Annotated in this window: 12 protein-coding genes and 1 pseudogene; 7 read left to right on the top strand and 6 right to left on the bottom strand. The window is 68.6% G+C overall.

What is annotated here, in order from left to right:
* The first annotated feature begins 73 nt into the window (after positions 1 to 73).
* From AC3XQU_RS08155 to AC3XQU_RS08145, 3 genes are all read left to right on the top strand, one after another.
* A complete protein-coding gene (locus AC3XQU_RS08155) occupies positions 74 to 1,318 on the top strand; it encodes a glycoside hydrolase family 1 protein (RefSeq protein ID WP_489873656.1) in 1,245 nt (414 codons plus the stop codon).
* A gap of 139 nt (positions 1,319 to 1,457) precedes the next feature.
* Positions 1,458 to 2,012, top strand: a complete 555-nt coding sequence (locus AC3XQU_RS08150; protein ID WP_489873655.1) for a DUF2867 domain-containing protein — start codon at positions 1,458 to 1,460, stop codon at positions 2,010 to 2,012.
* Positions 2,009 to 2,626: an alpha/beta fold hydrolase gene (locus AC3XQU_RS08145; RefSeq protein ID WP_489873654.1), complete on the top strand. Its 618-nt coding sequence runs from the start codon at positions 2,009 to 2,011 to the stop codon at positions 2,624 to 2,626. The genes AC3XQU_RS08150 and AC3XQU_RS08145 overlap by 4 nt, the downstream gene beginning before the upstream one ends.
* A gap of 37 nt (positions 2,627 to 2,663) precedes the next feature.
* Here AC3XQU_RS08145 and AC3XQU_RS08140 read toward each other — a convergent pair whose 3' ends face one another.
* Positions 2,664 to 3,185: a hypothetical protein gene (locus tag AC3XQU_RS08140; protein ID WP_489873653.1), complete on the bottom strand. Its 522-nt coding sequence runs from the start codon at positions 3,183 to 3,185 to the stop codon at positions 2,664 to 2,666.
* 95 nt (positions 3,186 to 3,280) lie between these two features.
* Between AC3XQU_RS08140 and AC3XQU_RS08135 the strand changes: the two genes are divergently transcribed.
* The gene (locus AC3XQU_RS08135; RefSeq protein ID WP_489873652.1) at positions 3,281 to 3,445 is read left to right on the top strand and encodes a hypothetical protein; all 165 of its coding nucleotides are present in this window, start codon (positions 3,281 to 3,283) and stop codon (positions 3,443 to 3,445) included.
* 246 nt (positions 3,446 to 3,691) lie between these two features.
* Here the strand turns inward: AC3XQU_RS08135 and AC3XQU_RS08130 are convergent, their stop codons facing one another.
* From AC3XQU_RS08130 to AC3XQU_RS08120, 3 genes are all read right to left on the bottom strand, one after another.
* Positions 3,692 to 6,412, bottom strand: coding sequence for an ATP-binding protein (locus tag AC3XQU_RS08130; protein WP_489873651.1), 2,721 nt, complete (start codon positions 6,410 to 6,412; stop codon positions 3,692 to 3,694).
* Between the two features lie 193 nt (positions 6,413 to 6,605).
* Entirely contained in the window at positions 6,606 to 9,065 is a 2,460-nt protein-coding gene (locus AC3XQU_RS08125) for a heavy metal translocating P-type ATPase (RefSeq protein ID WP_489873650.1), read from the bottom strand.
* Between the two features lie 57 nt (positions 9,066 to 9,122).
* Entirely contained in the window at positions 9,123 to 11,063 is a 1,941-nt protein-coding gene (locus AC3XQU_RS08120; protein WP_489873649.1) for a PAS domain S-box protein, read from the bottom strand.
* Positions 11,064 to 11,249: 186 nt separating this feature from the next.
* Here AC3XQU_RS08120 and AC3XQU_RS08115 point away from each other — a divergent pair, with 186 nt between their 5' ends.
* Complete coding sequence (locus tag AC3XQU_RS08115; protein WP_489873648.1) at positions 11,250 to 11,729, top strand: nuclear transport factor 2 family protein; 480 nt, start codon at positions 11,250 to 11,252, stop codon at positions 11,727 to 11,729.
* A gap of 93 nt (positions 11,730 to 11,822) precedes the next feature.
* On the opposite strand, the gene AC3XQU_RS08110 is transcribed toward AC3XQU_RS08115, so the two are convergent.
* The gene (locus AC3XQU_RS08110) at positions 11,823 to 12,083 is read right to left on the bottom strand and encodes a hypothetical protein (RefSeq protein ID WP_489873647.1); all 261 of its coding nucleotides are present in this window, start codon (positions 12,081 to 12,083) and stop codon (positions 11,823 to 11,825) included.
* 121 nt (positions 12,084 to 12,204) lie between these two features.
* A pseudogene (locus AC3XQU_RS08105) lies at positions 12,205 to 12,300 on the bottom strand (peroxiredoxin); the annotation flags it as partial.
* A 330-nt stretch (positions 12,301 to 12,630) separates the two neighbouring features.
* Between AC3XQU_RS08105 and AC3XQU_RS08100 the strand changes: the two are divergent.
* Positions 12,631 to 13,809: an MFS transporter gene (locus AC3XQU_RS08100; RefSeq protein WP_489873646.1), complete on the top strand. Its 1,179-nt coding sequence runs from the start codon at positions 12,631 to 12,633 to the stop codon at positions 13,807 to 13,809.
* 73 nt (positions 13,810 to 13,882) lie between these two features.
* Positions 13,883 to 14,371: a MarR family winged helix-turn-helix transcriptional regulator gene (locus AC3XQU_RS08095; RefSeq protein ID WP_489873645.1), complete on the top strand. Its 489-nt coding sequence runs from the start codon at positions 13,883 to 13,885 to the stop codon at positions 14,369 to 14,371.
* Positions 14,372 to 14,392: the final 21 nt, after the last annotated feature.

Genomic DNA, 14,392 nt, shown 5'->3' with positions numbered 1-14,392 from the left:
GCGCCGCGCGGGGCAGGTGAAGGGTAATCTGCGGCTCTGGCTGCGCTTACCTCACACCGCAAAGGAGCCCCGCATGGCACGTCATCCAGGCATCTTCCCCACCTTCTTCCTGTCCGGCTTCGAATGCTCCAACTTCTTGTGGAAGGGCGGCGTGCGGCGCAACCTGGTGGCGGAAACGGGGCATGACCGCCATGCGCTGGAAGATTACCGGATCCTGGCCAGCCTGGGCATCGCGGTGGCGCGCGAAGGCATCCCCTGGCCGACCGTGGACCAGGGCGGCAATTACGATTTTTCCTGCGTCGACCCGTATATCGAAGCCATGAACGCATCGAAGATCCTGCCGATCTGGGACCTGTGCCACTATGGCTACCCGGACGACCTCGACCCGTTCTCGGACGATTTCGTCAGCCGTTTCGCGGCCTATTGCCGCGCCGCCGCCGAATACGTCGTGCCGGAGGTGCGCGGCCCGCACTTTTTCACGCCGATCAACGAGATCACCTTCTTCTCCTTCTGCGCCGGCGAATGGGGCTGGGCCGCGCCCTACCAGTGCAGCCGCGAGGACAGGACGCGCCTGCTGCTGGCCCTGTCGCGCGCCGCGATCGCGGGGGTGAAGGCGATCCGCGAAGTCGATCCGCAAGCGCGCATGGTGCACGTCGACCCCCTGGTGTGGGTGGTGGCGCCGCGCGAGCGCCCCGACCAGATCGAGGCCGCGCGCCACGAGACCCATGTCGACACCTTCCTCGCCTGGGACATCCTGTTCGGGCGCGAGCATCCCGAATTCGGCGGCTCGCCCGAGATCCTCGACATCGTCGGCGCCAACGCCTATTCGTTCGGGCAGATGGAATACCGCGAGCAGGGCCCGCATGCGCCGCTGCCGCCGGGCGACGACCGCATCGCGCCGCTGTGCGACATGCTGGAGATGATCTGGACGCGCTACCGCCGGCCGATGATCATCGGCGAGACCAGTGGCCTGGGCCAGGGGCGCGCCAGCTGGCTCAAGGACGTGATGGAAGAATCGCTGGCGGCGGTGCGGCGCGGGATCGACCTGCAGGGGATCTGCATGTTCCCCGCGGTCGACATGCCCGACTGGCATTCCGGGGAGTGGGTGCACAACGGGATCTGCGACGTGGTCGAGGACAACGGGGACCTCAAGCGCGTGCCGCACCCGGAATTCGTCGACGAGTTGCGGCGCTGGCAAAAGGAACTGAACCGTGTCACCCAGCTCGATGAGGCCCCCTTCAGCGACCCGGTGGATCTGCAGGACGTGGTCGATGCGGCGCACCGGCTCGATCCCCAGGCGGACAAGGACTGGTCCTGACGATTCGCGCGACGCGGATGCGGCATTGGCAGGCCTGCGATGCACCCCGCATTGATCATCCGGGAGATGCGCTGCATACTGCGCGCTGACGGGCCGCCGGCCTTGTCGCCCATCCACCCGCCAGGTCCCGGAGCCCGCCATGCCGCCTGTATTCGCCGCCGCCACGCCCGTCGCGTTGCCCGCCCACTCCGATGTCGCCGACACCTATAGGGTGGTGCACCTGGCGGACGCCTTTGCCATCGGCCTGCCTCCCGGCGCCAGCCTCGACCCCGCGGTACTGGCGCGCTTCGTCGTGGCGAACCAGCCTGCCTGGGTCGGTTACCTGATGCGGGTGCGCGACCTGGTCGTCGCCCGTTTCGGGCTCAAGACCGGCGCGCAGCTCACGCGCCTGGCAGGCGAGGCGCAGGCCGCGCGCATCGGCATCTTCAGGATCTACAGCGTGAACGACACCGAGATCGTGGTGGGAGAAGACGACCGGCACCTCGATTTCCGGGCCTCGTTCCTGGTCTCGCCTGCGGGCGCGCCGACGGGCGGGACGCAGCTGACCGCCTCCACCGTCGTGCATTGCCACAACCTGCTCGGACGGACCTACCTCTTCATCATCGCGCCCTTTCACCGCCTGGTCGTCAAGGCCAGCCTGCGCCGGGCGGCAGAGCTCGGCTGGCCGCAGGCGGCTGCCGGCCGTCAGCCATGATGCGCAGGACCCCATCCAGGCTGCTCTTCCTTCCCGGCGCGCTGGGACGCACCGAATTCTGGCATCCTGCCGCCGCGCTGCTGCGGCACCCGGCCGAACAGGTGCACGTGAGCTGGCCGGGCTTTGGCGGCGTGCCGCGCGAGCCGCGCGTCCAGGGGATCGACGGCCTGGCCGAACGCGTCGTGGCGCAGCTCGACCAGCCCAGCGCCCTCATCGCCCAGTCGATGGGCGGCGTGGTCGCGATCCTCGCCGCGCTGCGAGAACCGGAACAGCTTACCCACCTGGTGCTGTCGGTGACCTCGGGCGGCATGGGCGCGGCTGCACACGGCGCCCACGACTGGCGCCCGGCAATGCGCGAGGCGCATCCCGACCTGCCCGACTGGTTCACGCGCTTTCACGAGGATCTGACGCCGCGGCTCGCCACACTGCGCATCCCTACCCTGCTGCTATGGGGCGATGCGGATCCGCTCAGTCCCGTGCAGGTAGGCCGCCGACTGGCCGCGCTCCTGCCGCATGCCGAGCTGCACGTGTTGGCGGGCGGAGAGCACAACCTGGCCTCTACCCTGGCGAACCAGGTGGCGCCGCTCATCGACCGGCACCTGTCCGGCGCCTGATCGCGTCCGCGGGCGGGTGCGCGCAACAGGTACAGCGCTACTTCATCCTGGCCACGCGCTGCAAGGCGTCGCCGAAGGACGCATCCTTGCGCCGCTTGCGCTCGGCCTCGATATAGGCGTAGTGCTGCGTGTAGAGATTATGCGCATCGCGCTGGAAGATGCCGATCGCGACGGACCGCTCGCAGATCGCATTGGCAATGCAGGTGTTCAGCGCGCCAAAGAAATCGTGCATGGTGGCGATCGGCAGCACGAGCTTCTCTTGCTCGATGACGCGTAATACGAACTGCTGAAAGGCTTCGGCCGCCACGCTATCCGGCATGAGGCGCCGCTGCTCGGTTGCATGTTTCAGCCACGCCGCGACAATCTCGTGGCGTGCCGCGAGGACGGCGCCGGAATTGTAGCGATCGAGGAATTCCATCGTTTCCTTTACCCGGTCGTCGCGCTTCTTGTCCAGGTATTGGACAGTCCCGAAAATCGCGGCCCACACCAGCGCCACAACGCCGATGACCGCGGCGACGATCTCGACGGTGTCCTTCGCTTTGCGCAGTCCCGTCGCCACGTGCTTCGCCGGGCTACTTGCACTGGGGTAGCGTGGGCTTTTGCAGGCAGATATTCTCCAGCGCGTCCGTCGTTGAGCTACCGACGGACCCGCTCGTGTCACTTGGAGGTGTGCCGCTGGCTGTCGAGCCCGTGGTCCCGGAACTGGCTGAACTGCTCGAAGCGCTGGTCGTGCCACTGTGTGGAGGTAGGTCGCCGGCTGTCGAACCCGACGCTCCGGAACTGGATGAAGCGCTGGAATCGCTGGAAGTGTCCCTGTGAGCGGCGCAGCCGGCAAGCAGGAGCATAAAGACAATGGGCGCAACACGAACATGCAGGGTAGTCATGGCTCCTCCTGATCGGGTCATGCGGCCTGGCCGCACGCTTCCCACAAGGCCAGCTTAAGCGCCCGCCGCTAGCGGATGAGATTTATCCCTTCCTTTGTTGATCTGTCGCAGATTGCAGAGTTGAAATTTGCTCTAGACACCTTTCGCTGGGACTAGAGCAGCGGAAGCCCGGCGCTGTCCGCTACAGCCTGCGCAGCAAATCGATCAGCTCCTGCGGCGCCACCGGCTTGGTGAAATGCTCGTCGAAGCCGGCCGCCAGCGAGGCGGCGCGGTCTTCCTTGCGTCCGCGGCCCGTCACCGCGACCATGTAGGGGCGCGGCGAACGGTGCGACAGCGCGGCCGCCACCTCCAGCCCGTCCATCTCCGGCATGCCCAGGTCGAGCACCGCGATGTCGGCCGGGCGCTCGTTGTACATCCGCAGCGCGGCGGCGCCGTCGTGCACCACTTCGACGGTCGCGCCTTCCGAGCGCAGCAGCCAGGCCAGCGAGTCGGCGGCATCGACGTTGTCGTCGGCGATCAGGATGGTCTTGGACAGGCCGCAGGCGCCGCCGTTGCACGCTTCGACCGCGCCCGGGCCCTCCGGGGCCTGGATGGTCGGCAGCCGCACGGTGAAGCTCGATCCATGCCCCAGGCCAGCGCTGTGGGCGTCGATGCGCCCGCCGTGCAGCTCGACCAGCCCCCTGGCCAGCGACAGCCCGATCCCCAGGCCGCCCTGGGCGAGGTGGCTGGCGCTGCTCACCTGGACAAAGGCGTCGAACACGCGCGCGAGCATGTCCGGCTCGATGCCGATGCCGTTGTCGCGCACCCGCAGCAGCGCCTCGCCGCCTTCCTGTTTCAGGGTGAGCTCGATCTGGCCTGCCGGCGGCGTGTACTTGGCGGCGTTGTTGATCAGGTTGGCCAGCACCTGGGTCATGCGCAGGGCGTCGGCCTCCACCCAGAGCGGCTCGTCGCACAGGTTCAGCGCCACCTGGTGGCGGCCCGCCTCGATCAGCGGCATGCTGGTCTGCAGGGTGTCGCGCAGCAGCCGGCCCAGTTCGAGCGGCGCGCGCCGCAGCTCGATCTTGCCGCGGCTGATGCGCGAGACATCCAGCAGGTCGTCCAGCAGGCGCGACATCTGGGCGGTCTGGCGTCCGACCATGGCGGCGATCCATTCGATGCGGTCCGGCGCCAGGTGCTTGCTGCGCAGGAGCGAAGCCGCATTCGCGATCGGCGCCAGCGGGTTGCGCAGCTCGTGCGCCAGGGTGGCGATGTAGACGTCCTTGCGGCGGTCGGCCTCGGTGAGGCCGTCCATCGCCTCTTCGCGCTCGCTTACGTCCAGCACCAGCGAGAACACCTTGTCGATGTCGCCCTGCTCGTCGTAGAGCACCGAGTTGTACCACTCGCAGCGCAGGGTGCGGCCGTCGCGGGTGCGGTTGCGGTTGCAGGACTTGACGTATTTGGTGGCCGAATCGAGCAGCTGCCCCATCGTCGTCGCGACCTTGCCGGCGTCGTCTTCGTGGATCACCGGCAGGCCGTCGATGCGCTGTCCGACCGCCTCCTGCGCGCTCCAGCCGAACAATTCCTCGGCGCGCCGGTTCCACAGGCGGATCACGAAATTGCGGTCCCATTCGATCACGGCCAGCGGCGTGTTCTCGATCAGGTACCTGGCCTGGTCGAGCGCACCGGCCAGCGCCACGCTGGCCGCGGTGCGCTCGGTGATGTCGTCCAGGACGATCACGGCCGCCGCCAGCTCGGCCGCACCGTCGCGCAGCGGCGCGCCGCTGACGGTGAACATGCGGCGCCCGTCGCCCGCCACGCTCTCGAGCATCGCATCGCGAAACGGCACGCCCGCCACCGCGCGCCGCACCGGCTCGCCGATCAGGGACAGCATCGCCTCCGGGCCCGGCTTGCTGCCCTTGCCGGTATGGGCGAAGCGCGCTGCCATGCGTTCGGCCTGGTCGTTCGCCATCAGGCAGTGGCCGTCGCCGTCGACGATCAGCACCCCGTCCGGCAGCTGCTGCAATACCGACCCGAGCAGGCTTTGCCACTGCGCGCGCGAACGCGTCTCGATCATCTCCTCGAAGGTGTCGCGCAGGCGCGCATGCAGGGCGATATTGTCGATGGCGACCGCGCCCAGCACGAACAGCGACGCGGCCAGCCCATACAGGCGGCCGGCGTAGAAACCGAGGTCGTACTGGGCCTCGTTGAGCAGGCAGGACAGCAGCACCTCGAACACCCAGGCCGTCATCGCGACGATCAGCCAGACGTCCAGCACCGCGCGCGGGCGCTTGGCGCCCAGCTTGTACAGCGAGGCCAGCGACAGCAGCAGCACCGCGAGGCTGGTCCAGCGGTAGGCGTCCTCGTAGCGCTGCGCCGTCAGCAGCGCCGGCAGCGAACGTGCGCCGAGCGTGCAGACCAGCACCAGGCTGGCCACGAACAGCCCGATGAGCAGCGTGCCGACCCGCATGAAATGGGGCGGCAGCGGGCGCCGGTAGCTGCGGGTATAGGCCAGCACGTAGAGCGGGAACAGCGCGTGCCACAGGATGTATAGCCAGGGCGTGGTCTGGCCGTTCCCGCCCAGCACGCCGTGGGCCGAGAACAGTCCCGGATAGGTCAGCATGTGCGCCAGGGCGATCAGCGCCGTGAAGATGTAGCCCAGGGTCAGGATGCCGAGCGACCAGGAGCGGCTCGTATGCACGTGGCCGAGCAGGAGGATGCCGGTGAGGAGATTGCTGCCGATGAGGATAGCCTGGTACATCGGCACGAATTGCGGCGCGGCCGGCAGCGGCATGGCGGCGACCGGCGCGAGCAGCGCGAACAGCACGGCCAGGAAGACGAGGACGCCAAGGACAGTGCGCAGCTGGCGCCGGGTAGGGGGGTGCTTCGCGAGATCTGCTGGTTCTGCCAGAACACCGTATCGCATGTGTCATCCCGGTGGAATGCCCGACGATGAAGTCGTGCCGCGCGCTGCCTATGCTCCTATAGCCTGCTGTTATTTGATACGCATCAAAAATATAGCCCAAAAGGCGGCGCTTGTGAGCCTTATTTACTTGTCATGATCAAAAAACCCGCGCTGGCTACCCGCCCTGCATCGTTCGGGGCCGCGCGCCCTTTTCCTAGTTTTGTAGGCAGGCGCTCACCGGGTAGCCCGCCGCGTCGATCGCGGCCACGATCGGCGCCTGCGGCGCGCTGCTGTCGATGCGCACGCGCTTGGCCGCCAGGTCGATGTCGACCCGGGCCGCCGCGTCGACGCCCTGCACCGCCTTGGTCACGCGTCCCACGCAGTGCCCGCAGCTCATGCCCTCCACCGTCAGTTCCATCGTCATGTTTCCTCCTGTTGGCTGGCCGGGCGCTTCGGCCCGTCCGGTTGAAAAAGATGGCGCGGGACGCCAGCGCCGCAGCAGCAGCGCATTGGCCACCACGCTCACCGAGCTCAGTGCCATCGCGGCGCCGGCCAGCACCGGGTCGAGCTGTCCGCCGGCCGCCAGCGGGATGCCGACCAGGTTGTAGACGAAGGCCCAGCCCAGGTTCTGGCGTATCTTGGCATAGGTGCGCTGCGAGATGGCGATCGCATCGGCCACCAGCTGCGGGTCGCCGCGCATCAGGGTGATGCCGGCCGCGTACATGGCCGCATCCAGGCCGGCCATCGCGATGCCGACATCGGCCGCCGCCAGCGCCGGCGCATCGTTGATGCCGTCGCCGACCATCGCGACCTTGCGCCCGCCCTGCTTGAGTTCTCCCACCAGGCGCGCCTTGTCCGCGGGCAGCACGCCTGCCTGCCAGCGCGCGACGCCGGTGCGCCCCGCGACCGCGCGCGCCGCGCCTTCGTTGTCGCCGGTAAGCATGACGGTCTCGATGCCCATTTCCTTCAGGCGCGCCAGCGCGCTGGCGGCGCCCGGCTTGACCGTATCGCCGAAGGCCAGCAGGCCCAGGACCTGCGGCGCGCCGCCGTCCGGGGCGCCGGCGGCCAGCCAGGACACGGTGCGTCCCAGGTCTTCGTGCGCCCGCGCCGCGGCCTGCCAGGCGCGGCTATCGGCGCCCAGCTCCGCCATCAGGCGCGCATTGCCGAGATGGACCCGGAGCCCATCGACCGCGGCATGCACGCCGCGGCCCGGCAGCGCACCGGCGCCGGTCGCCTCGAGCCGCGCGGCGCCGCGCGCGCCTGCCGCATCGGCGACCGCCTGTGCGAGCGGGTGCGCGCTGTATTGCTGCACGGCGCGCGCCAGCGCCAGCACCCGGCCGGTGTCCAGCCCCTCGACCGCCGCCACGCGCGGCCGGCCTTCGGTCAGGGTCCCGGTCTTGTCGAACACCACCACGTCCAGCCCATGCGCGATCTCGAGCGCTTCCGCATCCTTGACCAGGATGCCGTGGCGCGCCGCCACGCCGGTGCCCACCATGATCGAGGTCGGCGTGGCCAGCCCGAGCGCACAGGGACAGGCGATCACCAGCACCGCCACCGCATTGAGCAGGGCCGCCTGCCAGTCGCCGTTGGCCAGGCCCCAGGCCAGCAGCGTGGCCAGGGCCACCAGCAGCACGGCCGGCACGAACACGCTGCTGACGCGGTCGACCAGGCGCTGGATCGGCGCCTTGACCGCCTGTGCCTGTTCGACCAGCCTGACGATCTGCGCCAGCATGGTGGCGCTGCCTACCGCCGTGGCGCGCACCAGCAGCAGGCCGTCCGCGTTCACGGCGCCGCCGGTGGCGCGCTCGCCCGGGCCTTTGGCCGCCGGCATGCTCTCGCCGGTGAGCAGGGATTCGTCCAGGTGGCTGCGCCCTTCTTCGACGATGCCGTCGGCCGGCACGCGCTGGCCGGGGTGCACCACCATCAGGTCGCCCACGCGCAAGGCATCGACGGGGATGCTGGTGTCGGCGCCGCCGCGGCGCACCAGCGCCTCGCCCGGGCGCAGCGCCTCGAGGGCGCGGATCGCCTCCACGGCGCGGTGCTTGGCGCGGCCTTCCAGCCATTTGCCCAGCAGGACCAGGGTGATGATGACGGCCGAGGATTCGAAATACAGGTGGGGCATGCCCTGCCCTCCGTGCTGCAGGAGCAGGAAGAGCGAGAGCCCGTAGGCGGCGCTGGTGCCGAGGGCGACCAGCAGGTCCATGTTGCCGCTGCCCGCGCGCAGCGCTTTCCAGCCGGCACGGTAGAAGCGCGCGCCGAGCCAGAACTGCACCGGGGTGGCCAGGGCCAGCTGCAGCCAGCCCGGCAGCATCCAGTCGCTGCCGAAGAGTTGCGCGATCATCGGCGCGGCCAGCGGCGCGCTGAGCAGGCTTGCCGCGGCAACCGGCCACCAGGATGGCAACGCCCTGCCCGATGGGCGCGCGGAGGGCGCGCCCGGCTCGCTGGCCTCATAGCCGGCCTGGCGTACCGCCGCGACCAGAGCCGCAGGGTCGGCGCTGCCGTGCACGGTGGCGGTGTCGAGGGCCAGGTTGACGGCTGCATCGGCCACGCCGGGCACGCCGCGCAAGGCTTTTTCGACCCGTCCGACACAGGACGCGCAGGTCATGCCGCCGATCGTCAAGGAGACGGCGCCGTCCTGGCCGGCGCCGGTATGCAGATGTGTTGTTCGTTCCATACCCGAAGGATAGTCCTTCCCACGGTGGGAAGGTCAAGCCCTACCTGCAGCAGCGTGTCAGCAGGGGTATTTGGCCGAGCACACCCGCCCGCGCCCGGCCTTCTTGGCGCGGTACATGAACTGGTCGGCTTCCTTGAGCAGCTCGTCCGGATGGCGCACGGCGCCGGTGCCGGCGACGTCCAGCGCAATGCCGATGCTGGCGCGCACCCGCACCGCGCGGCCGGGCAGGTCCACCGGTTCGGAGATGCTGGAGATGAGTTTCTCGGCCACGACATGGGCGTCGTCGAAGGTGTCGGCCATGTCTTCGAGCAGCACCGTGAATTCGTCGCCGGCCAGCCGGTACACGCTGTCGGTCTTGCGCACGCCCTGGCGCAGGCGCTCGGCGATCACGTTCAGCAGCATGTCGCCGGCCTCGTGGCCCTGCGAATCGTTGACGGCCTTGAAGCCGTCCAGGTCGATGAACAGCATGCCGACCGTCTTGCCGCTGCGGCCCGCGCGGGCCTGGGCCAGCGGCACCGATTCCATCAGCGCGCGGCGGTTGAGCAGGCCGGTGAGCACGTCGTGGCGGCTTTCGTATTCGCGCTGCGCCTGTTCCTGCTTGCGCTCGGTGATGTCGTGCAGGAAGGCGCTGAACATGGTGCGGCCGTTGACTTCCAGCGCGCGGATGCGCACCTCCACGGTCAGCAGGCTGCCGTCGCGGCGCCGCGCCGGCAGCTCCAGGCGCTGGTCGACCACGGTGGCCTTGCCGGTCGCCAGGTAGCGCTGCATGCCGCTGCGGTGGCGGTCGTGGAATTCCGGCGGGATGATCAGCTCTTCGAGCGCCTGCCCTAGCGCTTCGGCGCGCGACCAGCCGAAGGTTTCCTCGGCCTGGCGGTTCCATGCGGTGACGGTGCCGGCTTCGTCCAGGCCGATGTAGGCGTCGTTGGCGTTCTCGACCACGCTGCTGATCTGGGCCTCGCGCGCGCGCAGTTCGGCTTCGGCGATGCGCTGCCGCTCGGCCGCTTCGAGCAGCAGGCGGTTGGCTTCCTGCAGTTCCGCGGTGCGTCCGGCCACGCGCTGTTCGAGGTCGGCGTTGAGCTTGACGATGGCTTCCTGCGCGCGCTTCTCGGCGTCGATGTCCTTGATCACCGCCACATAGTATTCCACCGTGCCGTGCGCATCGCGCTTGGGCGAGAGGTTCAGGTTGATCCAGACCGTGCCGCCGTCCTTGCGGATATAGCGCTTCTCGAGCTGGTACTGCTCGATCTCGCCCTGCTCGAGCGACGCCAGCAGGCCGAGGTCGAGCGTCAGGTCGTCGGCATGGGTGATGTCCTGGTAGGTCAGGCCGGACAGCTCTTCTTCGTTGTAGCCGACGATGTCGCACAGCGCCCGGTTGACGCTGATCCAGCCGCCGCCAGGGGCCACCAGCGCGATGCCGACGCTGGCGATGTCGAAGATGGTGCGGAAACGCGCGTCGCTCTCGCCCAGCACATCCTTCGAGCGCCGCAGCTGGTCGCGCGCCAGCGCCAGGCGCTCGCGGTATTGCACTTCCTTGGTCATGATCGCGGCCAGGTCCTCCAGCATTTGCGCGTCTTCGGCGCTGAGCTCGCGCGGCTTGGTGTCGAGCGCGCACAGGGTGCCGATCGCCAGCCCGGCCGTGGTGCGGATCGGCACGCCGGCATAGAAGCGGATATTCGGCGGCCCGTTGACCAGCGGGTTGTCGCTGAAGCGCTCGTCCTGCCTGGCGTCGTTCACCACGAGCGGGGTCAGCATGCCGAACGCATGGGCGCAGAAGGCGTCCTCGCGCGGGGTCTGCAGGACATCCAGGCCGACCCGCGACTTGAACCACTGGCGGTCGGCGTCGACCAGCGAAAACAGCGCGATCGGCACGTCGAGCATGCGGCTGGCCAGGCGCGTGACGCGGTCGAACACGGGTTCGGGAGGCGTATCGAGCAGGTCGAGCGTGTCGAGCAGCGACAGTCGGTCGAGTTCGTCCGATGGCAATGGGGCAGCAGGCATAAACGTCCGTCAGGGTCAGGGGAGCAGCACCAGCACTGCCCATGCAAGACTTTAACAGATACGCAATTGCCAACACAAAATTACTGTGTTCCGGACACCAAGAATGTGTCGCAAATACGCATTTTCGTGACAATTCCACCCGTCATGCATGCCTATAATCATGACAGACCGTCCGAGGGAAACACCATGCGCGCCATGCTCTTGCTTCTAGTTTGTTTCGCCACCCTGCCCTTGCCCGCCATCGCGGCCGAGACCGGCGCCGAGGAGCCGGTGCGCATGGTGTCCAGCACCGCCGGCGTGCGCGAGGCCGAGCGGCTGCGTGCGCAGGCGCTGGACCAGCGCGACATCGAGGTGCTGCGGCGGCTGATCAGCGGCGACTATTATCATGTCGAGAGCAACGGACGCGTGCGCAGCAAGACCGAATTCCTGCAGGCGCTGGCGCGCAACGAGTTCCGTCTCCCCGACTACCGCCAGAACGACATGGAAATCAACCTGCTCGACCATGGTGAGACCGCCATCGTCACCGGCACCTACCGCGCCGGCGGCCCGGCGGCGCCGGCAGCCCAGCCGGCCCGTGGGCGCTATGTGCGAGTCTGGACCCGCCATCCGGAAGGCTGGCGCAACACGCTGCACCAGAGCACCCAGATCCGGCCGGCGGCGCCTTGACCCCGCCCGCCTTGCACGATGCGCATCACGCGATGCTGGCGGCGCCGCGCAGGATCGCGTCCATCCGGTCGACCTGGCAGGGCTTGGCCAGGCTCAGGTAGGGATGCTCGCCCTGCGGCGCACGCGGTAGCCCAGCGCCGTCAGCATGCTGACCGCGGGGGCCTGCGCCGCCAGGTCGTCCTCGACGACCAGCACGGTCTTGCTGCCGCCCACCACCTCGCCCACCGCCATGTTGAAGGCCTGTTCTTCGGCCTGGTGCGAACGCGGCAGGCAGATCTTGATGGTGGTGCCGGAACCGACCCGGTGCGGATGGCCACCGCTGTTGCATCCTGCCCCAGCGGCGTGTCGGCCCACGTATAGCCTGCTTCGTTGAGTTCGTGGACATCGATCGGAAAGGCGCGGCCGCCGTCGGAGCCCATCCATACCATCCAGCGCAGGCTGCGTTCGGGGGCGGGGCCGGCGTATGTCACGCCGGCACGTCCAGGCGCCCGTCCGTGCTGCGCGCCGCGCCGTCGCGCCCGCCGGTAACGCAGGTCTTGCCGGTGTAGAGGATTTGGTCGATCGAGGTCATGATGGTTCCTTTTGATGTAGCGATGCCGATTGAAGCGGATGCGACACATAATATAGCATTCGCCGGTTAGGTCAACCGACCTCTCAGGATTACCCGCCGTCCTCGCCACTGAAATCGTCGCCTCTTTCAATGTAATCCTCCGTTAAACGACGCTGGCAGGCCCGGTTTAGCAACATCTTTTACCATCGTATCGCACACGCCTCAATCGCTTCCGCTTGACATCGATCTGGGGAGCGAATAAATTAGCACCGATTCATATCGCATGCGATTCATTTTTACGACGGCATCGGCGGCCGGCCGCAGCCCCATTTACCGAAGGAGTTCACAACCATGGATCGACGTTTACTCGTGCTGGCTTCCGGCATGTTCGCAGTCGGCACCGACAGTTTTGTCGTCGCCGGCATCCTGCCCCAGGTCGCCGCCTCGCTCGGGGTGTCGATCTCGCTGGCCGGGCAGATGGTGACCCTGTACGCCTTGAGCTATGCCCTGCTTTCCCCCACGGTAGCGGCGCTGGCGGCACACTGGCCGCGCAAGCGCCTGCTGCTGGCCGGGCTGGCCATTTTCGTGGCCGGCAACGTCATGACGGCGCTGGCGCCCTCGATCGGCTGGGTGCTGGCCAGCCGCGTGATCGCGGGCCTGGGCGCGGCGATGTACAGCCCGACAGCCACCGCCACCGGCGCCGCGCTGGTGCCGCCCGAGCGGCGCGCCACGGCGCTGGCCATCGTCATCGCCGGGCTCTCCAGCGCCACCGCGCTGGGCGCGCCGCTGGGCACCCTGATCGCCGGCCTGGACGACTGGCGCAGCACGATGTGGTTCGTCAGCATCGTCGGCAGCGTCGCCGGCATCGGGGTCTGGCTGCTCATGCCCGCGATCCCTCCCTTGCCAGCGGCCACCTTGCGCCAGCGCCTGGCCCCGCTGAAGGACACCCGCATTGCGCTGGTGCTGCTGACCACCCTGGTCGCCTATGCCGGCGCCTTCTCCGTGTACACCTATGTTGGCGTAATCTTTGACCGCGTCACCGGCGGCTCGTCCAGCACGCTGGCCGCCCTGCTGCTGCTGTGGGGCCTCGCCGCCACCGCCGGCAACCTGGTCGCGGGACGCCTGACCGACCGCCTCGGCAGCCGACGCATCATCTTCGGCGCCCTGCTGGTGGCAGCGGTCAACTTCGTCCTCACCCCATGGTCCTCGGCCCATCTGTGGAGCGCGGTGCCGGCGATCGTGGTCTGGGGCATCTGCGGCTGGGGCCTGCTGGTGCCGCAGCAGCACCGCCTGATCGTCCTGGCGCCCGCGGCGGCGCCGCTGCTGATTGGCCTGAATTCGGCCGCGCTGTACGTCGGGGTGTCGTCGGCAGGCGTGCTCGGCGGCGCGGCGATCGCACTGTTCGAGGGCCACGACATCGGGCTGCTGGCCGGCGCGCTGCTGGCGCTGGCGCTGGGCATCGCCGTCCTCGCCGACCGCCGCATCCGCGCCGCCGGCGCCCCTGCGGCGGTCGCCGCCCAGCCGGGATAAGCCATGAACCGGATATTGAAAAAATCGGGCGCGATATATAATCGCGAGCGTCAAGCAAACAAGGAGAACGGCAATGAAACCGGCAACGCGCGTGAAACCCGGCGACCCGGGCGTCAAGAGGCTGGACGAATTCCTGTGCTTCGCGATCTATTCGACCAACCTGGCTCTGGGCAAGGCCTACAAGCCGATCCTGGAAGAACTCGGCCTGACCTATACCCAGTACATCGCCATCATCGCGCTGTGGGAACAGGACGACCAGACCGTCACCGGCCTGGGCGAGAAGCTGTTCCTGGAGTCGAATACCCTTACCCCCATCCTCAAGAAGCTCGAGGCGATGGGCTACGTGCGGCGCCAGCGCGACGCCCGCGACGAGCGCCAGGTGCGGGTCGGGCTGACCGAGGCCGGCCACCGGCTGCGCCTGAGCGCACTGGGCAAGGGCGTGGTCTCGGAAACCCGGCTCAGCCCCGAGCAGTCGGCCGAGCTGCACCGCACCCTGGTCACCCTGCGCGCCAACCTGCTGGACAACGCCCGCAAACACGACCAGGCGCAGGCGCCGGAATAGACGCGGCGGCGCGCGGCGCTG

The sequence above is a fragment of the Telluria sp. AZSoR62 genome, from assembly GCF_058111565.1.
This window is presented reverse-complemented; position numbering and strand designations above follow the sequence as displayed.

Coding starts and splice junctions, on each gene's coding strand:
- AC3XQU_RS08095 (WP_489873645.1), top strand. CDS start 13,883: ATGAAACCGGCAACGCGCGTGAAACCCGGCGACCCGGGCGTCAAGAGG.
- AC3XQU_RS08120 (WP_489873649.1), bottom strand. CDS start 11,063: ATGCCTGCTGCCCCATTGCCATCGGACGAACTCGACCGACTGTCGCTG.
- AC3XQU_RS08155 (WP_489873656.1), top strand. CDS start 74: ATGGCACGTCATCCAGGCATCTTCCCCACCTTCTTCCTGTCCGGCTTC.
- AC3XQU_RS08100 (WP_489873646.1), top strand. CDS start 12,631: ATGGATCGACGTTTACTCGTGCTGGCTTCCGGCATGTTCGCAGTCGGC.
- AC3XQU_RS08130 (WP_489873651.1), bottom strand. CDS start 6,412: ATGCGATACGGTGTTCTGGCAGAACCAGCAGATCTCGCGAAGCACCCC.
- AC3XQU_RS08150 (WP_489873655.1), top strand. CDS start 1,458: ATGCCGCCTGTATTCGCCGCCGCCACGCCCGTCGCGTTGCCCGCCCAC.
- AC3XQU_RS08115 (WP_489873648.1), top strand. CDS start 11,250: ATGCGCGCCATGCTCTTGCTTCTAGTTTGTTTCGCCACCCTGCCCTTG.
- AC3XQU_RS08125 (WP_489873650.1), bottom strand. CDS start 9,065: ATGGAACGAACAACACATCTGCATACCGGCGCCGGCCAGGACGGCGCC.
- AC3XQU_RS08145 (WP_489873654.1), top strand. CDS start 2,009: ATGATGCGCAGGACCCCATCCAGGCTGCTCTTCCTTCCCGGCGCGCTG.